Here is a 13,378-nt window from a genome sequence, read left to right as displayed (position 1 = left end):
CGCCCCGGGGCCGGTCGACCGCATCGGATGGCCGGGTCGGGCCTCCCGCCGGTCGCGTACTTCTGCCACCATTCGCACGTCATCCGTACGACGAATGGGGGTAACCGGTGCGCATCCTGCTGGTCGAGGACGACCGACGGGTGGCCGCCGCCCTCTCCTCGGCGCTGACCCGGCGCGGGTACGAGGTCGAGCACGCCGCCACCGTCGCCGCGGCGCTCTCCGCCGCCCCCTGCGACCTGGTGCTGCTGGACCTGACCCTGCCCGACGGGGACGGCACCGAGGTCTGCCGGGAACTGCGCCGGCGCAGCAGCCAGCTGGGCATCATCGCGGTGACCGCCCGGGGCGAGGAGCGGGACCGGGTGCTCGGCCTGCGCCTGGGGGCCGACGACTACGTGGTGAAGCCGTTCTCGATGGTGGAGCTCCAGGCGCGGATCGAGGCGGTGCTGCGCCGCGCGTCGCACACCGTGCCGGAGCGGGACCTGATCGAGGCCGGGGCGGTGCGCATCGACGTCCCCGCCCGTACGGTCACCGTCGACGGCCGGCCGGTGGCGCTGACCCGCAAGGAGTTCGACATCCTGCTCTCGCTGGCCCGCCAGCCCGGCGTCGCGGTGCCCCGGGACCGGATCCTGCTGGACGTCTGGGGCACGACCTGGGCCGACCGGCACACCGTCGAGGTGCACGTGGGCTCGCTGCGGGGCAAGCTCGGCGAGCCCCGCCTGGTGGAGACCGTGCGCGGGGTCGGCTACCGGCTCCGCGGCGAGTGAGGGGCGGCAGGTGCGTCGTCGACTGGTCATCAGCTATCTGCTGCTGATGGTGCTGGTGCTGCTGGCGTTGGAGACCCCGCTGGCGGCCACCCTCGCCTCCCGGGAGACCGACCGGGTGCGGGCCGACCGGCTCGCCGACGCGACCCGGTTCGCCTCGCTGGCCGGGCCGGCGCTGCGCGGCGGCATGCCCGGGCCGCTCAGCGGCGAACTGGCCGCCTACGAGGAGCTGTACGGCATCGGCGCGGCGGTGGTCGACCGGGACGGTCGTACCGTGGTGGTGTCGCCGGGCTGGCGGGTCGGCCCGGACGCCAGGACGGCGCGCGACACGGCGCTCGCGGGCCAGCAGTTCAGCGAGCCGGAGGCGGTCTGGCCGTGGGTGGACGGCCCGCTGGTGATCGCGGTGCCGATCAACGACGGCGGCGAGGTGCTCGGCGCGGTGGTCACCGCCACCCCGGCCGGCAAGGTCCGCCGGACGGTGACCGTCTGGTGGCTGCTGCTGGCCGGGATCGGCCTGCTCGCCGTGCTGGCCTGCGTCTCCACCGCGTTCGGGCTGGCCGGCTGGGTGCTGCGGCCGGTGACCGAGCTGGACGCGGTGACCCACGAGATCGCCGAGGGCGACCGGGGAGCGCGGGTGCAGCACCGGCTGGGGCCGCCCGAGTTGCGCCGCCTCGCGGCCAGCTTCAACAACATGGCCGACGCGGTCTCCGACGTGATGGACCGGCAGCGCGCCTTCGTGGCCCACGCCAGCCACCAGCTGCGTAACCCGCTGACCGCGCTGCGGCTGCGGGTGGAGGAGCTGGGGCCGAGCCTGACCGACCCGGAGGGTCGGGCCGAGCACCAGCTCGCGCTGGAGGAGACCGACCGGCTGGCACTGGTGCTCGACGCCCTGCTCACCCTGGCCCGCGCGGAGCGGGAGGAGAACCAGCGGGTGACGGTGGACGCGGCGGAGGTCGCGGCCTCCCGGGTCGCCGCGTGGGACCCGCTGGCCCGGCACCGGTCGGTCACCCTCCGGCTGCGCACCAGCGGCCCGGCGTACGCCTGGACCGTGCCCACCGCCGTCGACCAGGCTCTGGACGCGCTGATCGACAACTCGGTGAAGTTCAGCGGGGCGCAGGGAGAGGTCACCGTGACCGTCCGGTACGCCGACGGCGGCACCGCCCTGGAGGTGCGCGACACCGGGCCGGGCATGACCCCGGGCCAGCTGGATCAGGCCACCGAGCGGTTCTGGCGGGCACCGGACGCGCAGAACATCGAGGGTGCCGGGCTCGGGCTGACCATCGTCGCGGTGCTGGTGGACGCCTCTGACGGGCGGCTCACCATGCGGGCGGGCGACCCGTGCGGCCTGGTCGCGGAGCTGTGGTTCCCGGCGCCGTGGGGCGGCACGGCGACCGGTGCGCTGGCCGGGCCGCCGCCTCCCGACGGCCGCGCCCCCGCCGGCGACCGGCCGGCGGGCCCGGCCGACCAGCCGGCACCGCCGGCGCCGGCCCCGGCGGGCGCCACGGTGCCCGGGCCGGCGGGTCCCGACCGGACCAGCGGACCGGTCGGCGTCGACGGGCCGCCGGCCGGGGCCTGATCCGGTCAGGGTTTGACGGAGCGGTACCAGTCGGCCGCCCCCGGGTGCAGCGGTAGCGGCGCGGTGGCGATCGCCGAGCGGGGGCTCATCCGGCCGGCCGCCGGATGGGCCGCGGCCAGTTCCGCCCGGCGTTCCATCAGCAGCCGGGTCACCTCCCGGACCAGCGGCTCCGGCAGGTCCGCCCGGACGATCAGGTAGTTCGGGTTGGCCACCGTGGTGACCGGGTCGAGGTGGTACACCGAGCGCGGGATGTCCCGCGACACGTACACCTCGCGGTAGCTGCGGCGCAGCGGCTCGGTCCACTCGCCGAGGTCGATGATCCGGGTGGCCGAGTCGGCCGTCAGCTGGCGCACCGCGCGCACCGGCAGCCCGCCGGAGAAGAAGAACGCGTCGATCTCGCCGGCCCGCAGCGCGGCCACCGAGTCATCCAGGTTGAGGTGTTCCTGGCGGACCCGGTCGCCGCCGAGCCGGGCGACCTCCAGCAGCCGGGTCGCGGTGACCTCGGTGCCGGAGCCGGCCGCGCCCACCGACACCCGCCGGCCGTACAGGTCGGCGACGGTCCGGACCGGGCCGCCGGCGGTGGTGACCAGGTGCAGGAGGTCGTCGTAGACCCGGGCCACCGCGAGCACTGTCGGCCGCGACGCCGGCCCGGTGGGCAGCACGTCGGCCTGGGTGAACCCGAGTTCGGCCGCACCCGCGCCGACCAGCCGCACGTTCTCCGCGGAGGCGGCGGTGACCACCACGCTGGCCCGCACGCCGGGCAGTTCGCGGTTGAGGATGGTGGCCAGCGACTGCCCGAAGGCGTGGTACACGGCGGTCGGGCTGCCGGTGGCGATCCGGATCAGCATCGGCTCGGCCGGGGAGTCCCGGCAGGCGCCGAGCCCGGCCGCCGACACGACGAGCAGCATCAGCAGCGCCATCGGGGCGGCGGCACGCCGCCGGCCGGGGACAGACCAGCAACGGCTCACGCGCAGCACTGTGCGCCGCGCACCGCCCCGGGCGCAAGCCCGGCGGGTGGGGTACCCGGCTCAGCGGGCCGGGGTCAGCGCCGCGCGGTCCATGATCCTGAGCTGGTCCGGGCCGCCGGCCACGCTGACCACGAAGCAGCCGGAGCCCGGCCGGAGCAGGGCCGGGACCTCCAGCAGGGCCGCACCACGGATCAGCACGGCGGCCAGCTCCCGGTCGGTCAACCGGATCCCCAGGATGTGTCGGCGCACGTGTCGCCCGCCGGCCAGCAGGGCCGACCGCCAGGCCGCCGCGGCCAGCCGGGACCGCCAGGCTGCCCGGGCCGTCGACGCGCCGGCGGCCGCCCCGCCCAGCAGCTCCTGGCGGCCCCGCCGCCAGCCCGACTCGCGCAGCTCCGCGTACGCCGCCCGGTGTTTCAGGGGCATGTGCAGGCGGTGCAGCTCGAACCGGCGGCGCAGGCCGCCGCTGACCACCTCGTGCTCCACCGGCACGTCCAGCCGGTCGAGCAGTTGCCGCATCCGCAGCGCGGCGTCCTCCCGGTTGAACTCCGCCACCGGCCGGTACGGTTCGACCGGGCCGCCGCGCCCCGCGGCTGGCGGGGGCGTGCAGCGGACCAGGCAGGCCACCTCGAACGCGTCGGCCAGGGTCAGCCAGTCCATCGGCGGCGGGGACGACGGAACGCGGGGCCGGTCGAGCAGGGTGGGTTGCGGGGCCATCGGACCGCTCCTTGTCGGCGTCGGGTTCCCCATACCGTCACCCGCCGGCCGGCCTGGCTCCACCGATCCGGCCGAGCCTTGAGGAAATCTTGCGGCTCGTCAGAGTTCGGTGACCACGATGTCGAGCTGCCGGGGGCGCCCGGCCGGCGTCGGCTGCTCCTCGACCGTGTACTTGAGGTCACGCAGCGCGGTGACCAGCCCGGCGGCGGTGCGCGGCCGGGCGGCGGCCACCAGCAGGTCACGGACCAGGCGACCCTTGGTGGCCTTGTTGAAGTGGCTGACCACGCTCCGGGTCGGCCCGGCGGCCGTCTCCCGCTCGTGCAGCACCCGCACCGTCACCGTCCGGCCGGCCAGCTCGCCGCGCGGCGTCCAGGTGGCGGCGTACGCGCCGGAGCGCAGGTCCAGCACCGGGCCGTCGCCGGCCGCCGCCGCCATCGCCGGGGGCAGCGCCTGCCGCCAGTACGCCGACAGCGCCCCCACCCCCGGCAGCTTCGCCCCGATCGGGCAGCGGTACGGCGGGATCCGGTCGGTGAGGCGTACCGCGCCCCAGAGGCCGGAGCTGATCAGCACCGTCCGGCGCGCCGCCCGCTGTGCCGGGGCCGGGAGCGAGGCCAGGTCGAGCGCCTCGTAGAGCACCCCGGTGTAGACCTGCCCCGCCGGTGCGGTGGCCACCCGGTCCAGCCGCGCGTTGCGGGCCAGCTCGCCCCGCTGGCCGGCGCTGAGCCCGAGCGCGGCCAGCGCCGCCGCCTCGTCGCCGCCGCTGCCGAGCGCCATCAGCGCGGCCAGCACCCCCTGCCGGGCGGGCGTCAGCTCGGGCAGGGAGAGCCGGTTCAGGTCGAGCCGCCGGCCCGTGCCGGCGTCGGCCTTCCCCTCGGAGGGCGGCAGCAGGATCAGCACGCCGCCAGCGTACGGGCCGGGCTCAGCGCCACGGCCGCACGGCGGTCGCCGGGTGGTACACGCGATAGCCGGCGACCTCGACCAGGGTGGCGGCGTCGGCCCGCTCACCGAGCAGGCGGCGCAGCCGACTTTCCGCCGGGGAGCCGACCTGCAGCACGTACCCGGGGCGCTCGGCCAGGCCCACCTGCCGCCAGTATGGCTGGTAGCGGTTCTGCCCGGGGGCGAGCGCGCCGTCGAGCACCGCGCAGACCACCCGCTCGCCGGTGGCGAAGGTGAGCCGGTTGCAGGTCCAGTAGTCGCCGTACACCTCGCGCAGCCCGGTGCGGCGGACCGCGTCGGCCAGCTCGCGCGCCCGCCGCTCCTCGGCCCGGGGCGTGTCCACCGCCGCGATGAACAGTCCGGTGGCCACCACGGCGGCGGCGGTCAGCCCGGCCAGCACGGCGGTCGCGGTCGCCCCGACCAGCCGGCCGGCCGCGCCGACCGTGCCCCGCCAGCAGGCCACCGCCGCCGCCCAGAGCGGCCAGAGCACCGCCGGCAGGGAGATCTGGAGCACCGACAGGTAGCGGGCGTTGCCCAGCGGGTCGGTCGCGGCGGGCGGACTGCGGACGTACGCGAGCAGGGTCAGCGCCGCGCCGACGACCAGGGTGAGCTGCGCGACCGGCCGGACCCGCCGGGCGGTGGGCGTGCCGGCGGTCCGGCGGTACGCGACCAGCGCGAGCAGCCCGGCGACCGCCAGCAGCACCGGGTAGAGCAGGCCGAACCACTCCTGCCAGCGGGCGCACCCGGTGACCGGGCAGAGCCCGGTGGCCAGCGGCACCCCCTCCAGCAGACCGCCGCGCAGCCGCGCTGACCAGGGCGGCGTCGGGCCGTCGCCGGCGCTGATCTGGCGCAGCACCGACAGCGAGTCCATCCCGGGCGGGGCGACCAGGTTGTCCCAGACCATCGGCGCCACCCCGACGGCGAACCCGGCCAGCAGCAGCAGTCCCGGCCAGCCGAGCAGCTCCCGGCGGGTCGCGTAGAGCAGCAGCAGCCCGGCCACCGCCAGGTACGGCACGATCAGCCAGTCCGACCAGAGGGCCAGCCCGGCCAGCAGTCCGGCCAGGCCGAATGCGGCCCACCGGTGCCGCACCCGATCCTGGGCCAGCGCCACGGCGATCAGCAGCAGCGCCAGCACCGCCGGTTTCACCTCGGGCCGGCCGCCCACCACGGTCAACTGGTCGCGCACCACCCGTTCCGTGCCGAGTGCCAGCAGACCCACCACGAAGGTGGCGAACCAGGGCGAGTAGAGCCGACGGGTCAGCCGGTACGACAGCCACAGGAAGAGCGCGTAGAGCCCCAGCAGCGGCAGCCGCAGCACCGGCCAGCTCGGCCCGGCCACCGCCACCAGGGGTGCCGCCAGGTACGCCTCGACCATGCCCATGTAGTGCTGCCCGTACAGGAAAACCGGGCGCTCCCGGCCGGCGGCGATGTGCACGGCGGCGAGGCCGAAGGTGGCTTCGTCGCTGTTGGAGCCGGGCACGGTCAGCAGGGTCAGCACCAGGCGGTAACCCACCCCGGCCACCCCGAGCAGCAGCGCGACGAGCGCCGGCCGGTCGAGCCGCGGACGCCCCGCGCCGTGCTGCGGTCCTGGTGTCGACACGACCAACGCCCCCGTCGCCGTCCCCGATTGGAGTGTTTCACGCCGTACCGGACGCCCGGGGCGGATCTGCGGAGCCGGGCACATCTCGCGTGGCCGCCTCGGGCGAGGTGTGGCAGGGTTGCAGCGTGCCACCCACTCCCGCGGGCCAGCTGGCCGTACCGAACCTGCACCGGGCCGCACGGATCGAGGACGCCGTGCACCAGCTGGTGGAGCGTCGGCTGCGCCGCACCGGCTGGCAGGTCAACATCGTCGCGTACGCGGGCTACGGCGCGCCGGGCTGGGCGCGGGTGCTCTGCCGGGTGCTGCTCGGCCGCCCGGACACCCGGCAGCGGGGGCGGCTGGAGAAGGTCCGCGGCTGGCGCAGCTTCACCACCCTGCCGGCGAAGCATGTCAAGGTGACCATCGAGGCGGGTGGGGCGACCCACGAGACGTACGCCGACCGGAGCGGATTCGTCGACACCCTCGTCGAGGGCGACTTCACCCCCGGCTGGTCCTCGGTACGCCTCAGCGTCGCCGACGCGGAGCCGGCCGAGGCCCTGGTCCGGGTGCTCGACCCGGAGGTCCGGTTCGGCATCCTCTCCGACATCGACGACACGGTCATGGTGACCGCGCTGCCCCGGCCGCTGCTGGCCGCCTGGAACACCTTCGTCCTGGACGAGCACGCCCGGGCCGCGGTGCCCGGCATGGCGGTGCTCTACGAGCGGCTGGCCACCGCGCACCCGGGCGCGCCGGTCTTCTACCTCTCCACCGGCGCGTGGAACGTCGCGCCGACGCTGACCCGGTTTCTGTCCCGGCACCTCTACCCGGCCGGTCCGCTGCTGCTCACCGGCTGGGGCCCGACCGCCGACCGGTGGTTCCGCAGCGGCCGGGAGCACAAGCGGGCCACCCTGGCCCGGCTGGCCCGGGAGTTCCCCGACGTGCGGTGGCTGCTGATCGGCGACGACGGGCAGCACGACCAGGAGATCTACCGCGAATTCGCCGCCGCCCACCCGGACAGCGTGGCCGGGGTGGCGATCCGCCGGCTGTCCCCGACCCAGTCGGTCCTCGCCGGCAGCCTGCCCGTCCCGCACGACCGCCCCTCGGCCGGGCCGGTGGGGCAGAAGTGGCTCTCCGCCCCGGACGGCGCCGGGCTCTGGCAGCTGCTGCGGGAAGCGGGCCTGGTCTGACGGTACCGGCGGCCGGCCGCGCCGCCGGTCGGCCGTCGAGCCGGGCCATGCCGGTCGCCCGGCGTTCCGTCGACCGCACGCGGGAGGGGCCGATCGCGGCTCGCGCCACGACCGGCCCATCCACCGGTACGTGCAGAAGGGCTGGCAGTTCAAACCGGAGAATACGATCGGTCCGATGCTGGGAGGTGGGTTCAGCTGAACGACACGGGTCCGGACCGGATGGCGGAGATTCAACGCGAGCAGATCGCTGCATACGAGCGGCGCGGGCCTTTCTGGGGCCGCGTCACACAGTTCGCGACGGCGGTCGCACTCATCGCCGGCATCGTCGTCTCGCTCCTGGTCTTCGACACACTGGCGAGCTTCTACCGAGGCACCGGTGCGGTGAAGCCCACTCCTGCCGAGCAGCCGGCCGAGGCGGAGGTTCGGGAGTGTCAGCGGGTCGGGCCAGTGAGCGGTGATGGCCTCGGCTACTGGTGGCACTGCGCGGTGACGGTCCGGACCCACGATGGCCGCGAGGTCGACACCGTGGTCGAGCACTCGGTTGTCACCCCAGATGATCGGGGTAACTCGATCGAGTTCCGTGAAGTGTGCTACGAGGAGAACCACTCCGATTGCCGATACGGGCGCCCGGTGCCGCGTATCTGGGCCCTTGCCCTGTCGATCTTGGGCATCCTCAGGGTCACCACGGTCCTGATCCTGATCGTCGGAAGTGGGTTCGCCCTGTTGCGGGGAGTGATCGGAGTCCCGGCGTACTACGCCTGGCACAACCGCAACAAAAAGGGGAAGACCTGACACTGCACTGCAATTGACCGGTGGAGGAGGGCCGCGGAGCGGCCCTCCTCCACCGGTGCTCGCCGGGGATGTTCCTGACGAAGTGCTTGCGCTACGGTCGCAGTCCGGGCACGGGACTGGTGGTCCCGACATGGTGCCGTCGAAAACGTGGGGTTCTGGGTGGGCAATGCAGGCCGGTCCGATCGGCGAACGACTCTGACTCTCACGCTGCGCCACCCCGCGGCTACTTTTCTCTACGGCGCCACCACGCCTCGTGTGAGGCTGGACGGCGTCGACATCGGGGTTGCCGGCTGGGGCCGGCACAGTATTGCTGTCGACCGGGACAGCACCGGCTCGAGGTGTGGGTGCCGTACGTCCTGCCGAGGAGGGCGGGACGAGCCACCCGCGAGATCAGCGTCGACCAAGGGGGCGAGGTCGCCCTGGAGTACATGGCCCCCACGATCACTCTCGCCCGCGGTGCGCTCGGTGCTCCCGGTGAGCAGAAATCCGCCGGCTACTCCGCGGTGATGATCCTCAACGTCGTCGCCGTGCTCGTCGTCCTGGGAATCTGTGCAGCGCTCGCCTTCGCCTGACCCTGGGTCGGCTCAGTCTCGGCGGAGCCAGAGCACGCCCAGCGGCGGCACCCGCAGCGCCACCGACGCCGCCATCCCGTGCCACGGCACGTCCTGGGCGCGCACCGCGCCCAGGTTCCCCACCCCCGACCCGCCGTAGTGGTGCGCGTCGGTGTTGATCACCTCGGTCCAGGTGCCGCCGGCCGGCAGACCGACCCGGTAGTCCTCGAGCGGCAGGGCGGAGAAGTTCGCCACGCAGACCAGGGTCGCGCCGTCGGGGGCGATCCGGACGAACGAGACGGTGTTGTGGGCGACGTCGTCCCCGGCGATCCAGCGGAAGCCGGCCGGATCGGTGTCCTGCGCCCAGAGCGCGGGCGTGGCCTGGTAGACCGCGTTGAGGTCCCCGACGAGGCGCTGCACGCCGGCCCGGGCCGGGTCGTGCGTCAGGTGCCAGTCGAGGCCGCGTTCCTCGCTCCACTCCCGGTCGTCGGCCAGCTCGCAGCCCATGAAGAGCAGCTGCTTGCCCGGGTGCGCCCACATGTACGCCAGCAGCGCCCGCACGTTGGCCAGCCGCTGCCAGGTGTCGCCGGGCATCTTGCCGGCGAGCGAACCCTTGCCGTGCACCACCTCGTCGTGGCTGATCGGCAGCACGAAGTTCTCGCTCCAGGCGTACGCCAGGGAGAAGGTGAGCTGATGGTGGTGGTGCTGCCGGTAGATCGGGTCCTTGGAGGTGTAGAGCAGGGTGTCGTGCATCCAGCCCATGTTCCACTTGAACCCGAAGCCGAGCCCGCCGTCGGCGGTCGGCCGGGTCACCCCGGGCCAGGCGGTGGACTCCTCGGCGACCATCACCACCCCGGCGTGGTGCTTGTAGACGGTGGCGTTGACCTCCTGCATGAAAGCGATCGCCTCCAGGTTCTCCCGGCCGCCGCGCACGTTCGGGGCCCACTGCCCCTCCTCGCGCGAGTAGTCCAGGTAGAGCATCGACGCGACCGCGTCCACCCGCAGGCCGTCGACGTGGAACTCCTCGCACCAGTAGAGCGCGTTGGCGACCAGGAAGTTGCGCACCTCGCGGCGGCCGAAGTCGAAGACGTACGTGCCCCAGTCGGGGTGCTCGCCGCGCCGCGGGTCCGGGTGCTCGTACAGCGGGGTGCCGTCGAACCGCGCGAGGGCCCACTCGTCCTTGGGGAAGTGCGCCGGCACCCAGTCCAGGATCACCCCGATGCCGGCGCCGTGGAGCCGGTCGACCAGGTGGCGGAAGTCGTCCGGGTTGCCGAAGCGGGAGGTCGGCGCGTAGTAGCCGGTGACCTGGTAACCCCAGGAACCGCCGAACGGGTGCTCCATCACCGGCAGGAACTCCACGTGGGTGAAGCCCATCTCGGTGACGTACGCGGTCAGCTGCTCGGCCAGCTCCCGGTAGCCCAGGCCGGGCCGCCAGGAGCCGAGGTGCACCTCGTACACGCTCATCGGCTCCTGGTGCGGCTGTCGCCGCGCCCGCCGCTCCAGCCAGGCGGCGTCCGACCACTCGTACGTCGAGTGGTGCACCACCGAGGCCGTGGCCGGCGGCACCTCCGCGTACGCGGCGAGCGGGTCGGCCTTGTCCCGCCACTGCCCGTCGGCGCCGAGGACGCGGTACTTGTAGCGGGCGCCGGCCCGCGCCTCCGGCACGAAGATCTCCCACACGCCGCTGGAGCCGAGCGAGCGCATCGGCCAGCCGTCGTCCGGGCCCCAGCCGGTGAAGTCGCCGATCACCCGCACCCCACGGGCGTTGGGCGCCCACACCGAGAACGCCACGCCCTCGTCGAGGACCCGGGCGCCGAGCGCCTCCCAGAGCCGCTCGTGGCGTCCCTCGCCGATCAGGTGCAGGTCCAGCTCGCCGACGGTCGGCGGGTAGCGGTACGGGTCGTCCGTGGTGCGCCCGTCGGCCTCGATCCGGTAGTCGAGCACGGTGCCCTCGACGCGGGTCTCGAAGACCCCGACGTCGTGCACCCGCTGCATCGGGTGCCGCTCGTCGCCCACCAGCAGCAGCACGTCGCCGGCGCCCCGGCGCATCGCGCGGATCGTGGTCCAGCCGTCGGCCGGGTGCGCGCCGAGCAGGGCGTGCGGGTCGTGCGTCGCGCCGGCGATCAGCTGGTCCATCGCGCGTCCTCCGGAACGGGAGCGGTCGGGGCGGGCGGTGGTTCGGTGGGGGCGGCCGGGCGTCGCCGCACCGACAACACGTGCGCGGGCTGAAGGTACGGGTCGAGGCGGACGGCGTTGTGCTGGCCCCACTCGTAGCTGGCGCCGGTCAGCTCGTCGTGCGCGGTGAACCGCTCGTTCCAGTCGAAGCCGAGGGCCGGCATGTCCAGCGTCGTGTTGCCCCACTGCACCGTGCGGGAGTCGAACGAGCAGACCACGATGACGGTGTTGCCGCTGCCCGGGTCGTGTTTGGACCAGCAGAGCAGGGCCGGGTTGTCGATGTCATGGAAGCGCAGGTTGCGCAACCGGTGCAGGGCCGGGTTGTCGCGGCGTACCCGGTTGAGGGTGGCGAGGAACGGCGCCAGCGAGCGGCCCTGCGCCTGCGCGCCGGCCCAGTCCCGGGGGCGCAGCTCGAACTTCTCGTTGTCCAGGTACTCCTCGGCGCCGGGGCGGGCGACGTGTTCGAAGAGCTCGAACCCGGCGTACACGCCCCAGGAGGGGGAGAGCAGCGCGGCCAGCACCGCGCGGATCTTGAACATCGGCGGCCCGCCGTGCTGCAACGACTCGTGCAGGATGTCCGGCGTGTTGGGCCAGAAGTTCGGCCGCATGTAGTCGGCCGCGGCGACCAGTTCCTCGCAGTACGCCCGCATCTCGGCCGCCGACGTGCGCCAGGTGAAGTACGTGTAGGACTGGGTGAAGCCGATCTTGCCGAGCCCGTGCATGATCGCCGGCCGGGTGAACGCCTCGGCGAGGAAGAGCACGTCCGGGTCGACCTCCTTGATCTCGGCGATCAGCCAGTGCCAGAAGTCGACCGGCTTGGTGTGCGGGTTGTCGACCCGGAAGATCCGGATCCCCTCGCCGACCCAGTGCAGCACCACCCGCAGCACCTCGGCCCGGATCCCCTCCGGGTCGTTGTCGAAGTTCAGCGGGTAGATGTCCTGGTACTTCTTCGGCGGGTTCTCCGCGTACGCGATGCTGCCGTCGGCCCGGGTGGTGAACCACTCCGGGTGCTCGGTCACCCAGGGGTGGTCCGGCGCGCACTGCAACGCCAGGTCCATCGCCACCTCCAGGCCCTGCTCGGCGGCGGCGGCGACGAAGTCGCGGAAGTCCTCCGGCGTACCCAGGTCGGGGTGGATGGCGTCGTGGCCGCCCTCGGCGGCGCCGATCGCCCACGGCGAGCCCACGTCGTCGGGCCCGGCGGTCAGCGAGTTGTTGCGGCCCTTGCGGTTGACCCGGCCGATCGGGTGGATCGGCGGCAGGTAGAGCACGTCGAAGCCCATCGCCGCGACGCCGGGGAGCCGGTCCGTCGCGGTGACGAAGGTGCCCGAGCGGGCCGGCGCGTCGGCGGTGGCCGGGATCGCGCCCTCGGACCGGGGGAAGAACTCGTACCAGGCGGAGAAGAGCGCGCGGGGGCGGTCCACCCAGAGCTGATGCTCCTCGCCGGTGGTGACCAGTTCCCGGACCGGGTGGTCCCAGAGCAGGTCGGCCAGCTCCAGTGCCGGGGCCACCCGCCGGGGCAGCGCCAGCTTCCCGTCGCGCAGCGCTTTCGCCGCCGCGCGGACCCGCTTGCGGTGACCGGCCGGGACCAGCTGCACGGCGGCGTCCAGCACCCGGGCCCCCTCGGCCAGGTCGTTGGCCAGCTCGGCCGGGCCCTGACCGGCGGCCACCTTCTTGGTCACCGCGTTCTGCCAGGTCAGGTACGGGTCCTGGAACGCCTCCACGGCGAACGCCCAGGCGCCGACGGCGTCCGGACGGATGATGGCGTGCCAGCGGTCCTGCCCCGGCTCGCCGGGGCGCATCCGGGTGAAGGGCCGCGCCGCGCCGTCCGGGCCGAGCCAGACCACGTTGCAGCCCAGCGCATCGTGCCCCTCCCGGTAGGCGCGGGCCGACACCGACACCAGTTCGTCGACCACCGCCTTGGCCGGGTAGCGACCGCAGGAGACGACGGGGGAGACGTCTTCGATCGGGAACCGTCCGCTCACTCCGCCAACCTACTGTGCGAGATCGCCTCGCGCGCGGTCGAGAGTCCCCTTCGCGGCCCGCTCTCCCGCTGAGGTCCTCCCGGAAGTGGTGGTATCGGAATGAGGCGTGACCGGAGGTGTCGCGTATCGTTTGTGTTACGTGACACGGAGGCGCGGC

Annotated in this window: 10 protein-coding genes and 1 pseudogene; 5 read left to right on the top strand and 6 right to left on the bottom strand. The window is 74.1% G+C overall.

All coding sequences use genetic code 11. The features are described 5' to 3' along the window. Nucleotides 1-107: 107 nt before the first annotated feature. On the top strand, nucleotides 108-764 hold the full coding sequence (locus ABZ807_RS03200) for a response regulator transcription factor (protein WP_357152062.1): 657 nt from the start codon (nucleotides 108-110) through the stop codon (nucleotides 762-764). Between the two features lie 10 nt (nucleotides 765-774). After that, nucleotides 775-2,133, top strand: a pseudogene (locus tag ABZ807_RS03195) (HAMP domain-containing sensor histidine kinase); the annotation flags it as partial. A gap of 209 nt (nucleotides 2,134-2,342) precedes the next feature. Here ABZ807_RS03195 and ABZ807_RS03190 read toward each other — a convergent pair. The 4 genes from ABZ807_RS03190 to ABZ807_RS03175 all read right to left on the bottom strand — a co-directional run bounded on the left by ABZ807_RS03190 (nucleotide 2,343) and on the right by ABZ807_RS03175 (nucleotide 6,561). Next, nucleotides 2,343-3,257 (bottom strand): TAXI family TRAP transporter solute-binding subunit, encoded by a 915-nt coding sequence (locus ABZ807_RS03190; protein WP_357152250.1) that lies wholly within the window; start codon nucleotides 3,255-3,257, stop codon nucleotides 2,343-2,345. Nucleotides 3,258-3,365: 108 nt separating this feature from the next. After that, entirely contained in the window at nucleotides 3,366-4,019 is a 654-nt protein-coding gene (locus ABZ807_RS03185; protein ID WP_357152059.1) for a hypothetical protein, read from the bottom strand. Between the two features lie 99 nt (nucleotides 4,020-4,118). Next, nucleotides 4,119-4,916, bottom strand: coding sequence for a peroxide stress protein YaaA (gene yaaA / locus ABZ807_RS03180; protein ID WP_357152056.1), 798 nt, complete (start codon nucleotides 4,914-4,916; stop codon nucleotides 4,119-4,121). A 22-nt stretch (nucleotides 4,917-4,938) separates the two neighbouring features. Continuing rightward, entirely contained in the window at nucleotides 4,939-6,561 is a 1,623-nt protein-coding gene (locus ABZ807_RS03175) for a hypothetical protein (RefSeq protein ID WP_357152053.1), read from the bottom strand. Between the two features lie 119 nt (nucleotides 6,562-6,680). Between ABZ807_RS03175 and ABZ807_RS03170 the strand changes: the two genes are divergently transcribed. The 3 genes from ABZ807_RS03170 (at nucleotide 6,681) to ABZ807_RS03160 (ending at nucleotide 9,085) form a co-directional block, all read left to right on the top strand. Continuing rightward, nucleotides 6,681-7,721, top strand: coding sequence for a phosphatase domain-containing protein (locus ABZ807_RS03170; protein ID WP_357152050.1), 1,041 nt, complete (start codon nucleotides 6,681-6,683; stop codon nucleotides 7,719-7,721). A 219-nt stretch (nucleotides 7,722-7,940) separates the two neighbouring features. Then, the gene (locus ABZ807_RS03165; protein ID WP_357152048.1) at nucleotides 7,941-8,513 is read left to right on the top strand and encodes a DUF6346 domain-containing protein; all 573 of its coding nucleotides are present in this window, start codon (nucleotides 7,941-7,943) and stop codon (nucleotides 8,511-8,513) included. A 344-nt stretch (nucleotides 8,514-8,857) separates the two neighbouring features. Continuing rightward, the gene (locus ABZ807_RS03160) at nucleotides 8,858-9,085 is read left to right on the top strand and encodes a hypothetical protein (RefSeq protein ID WP_357152046.1); all 228 of its coding nucleotides are present in this window, start codon (nucleotides 8,858-8,860) and stop codon (nucleotides 9,083-9,085) included. Nucleotides 9,086-9,097: 12 nt separating this feature from the next. Here the strand turns inward: ABZ807_RS03160 and glgB are convergent, their stop codons facing one another. Further along, nucleotides 9,098-11,200: a 1,4-alpha-glucan branching protein GlgB gene (glgB, locus tag ABZ807_RS03155; protein WP_357152044.1), complete on the bottom strand. Its 2,103-nt coding sequence runs from the start codon at nucleotides 11,198-11,200 to the stop codon at nucleotides 9,098-9,100. Continuing rightward, nucleotides 11,188-13,221: a maltotransferase domain-containing protein gene (locus ABZ807_RS03150; RefSeq protein WP_357152042.1), complete on the bottom strand. Its 2,034-nt coding sequence runs from the start codon at nucleotides 13,219-13,221 to the stop codon at nucleotides 11,188-11,190. The genes glgB and ABZ807_RS03150 overlap by 13 nt, the downstream gene beginning before the upstream one ends. Nucleotides 13,222-13,378 lie beyond the last annotated feature (157 nt).

This window comes from Micromonospora sp. NPDC047548 (genome assembly GCF_040642975.1).
Taxonomy (GTDB): domain Bacteria; phylum Actinomycetota; class Actinomycetes; order Mycobacteriales; family Micromonosporaceae; genus Micromonospora.
Note: the sequence above shows the minus strand (reverse complement) of the source record. Positions and strands in the feature narration are given on the sequence as shown.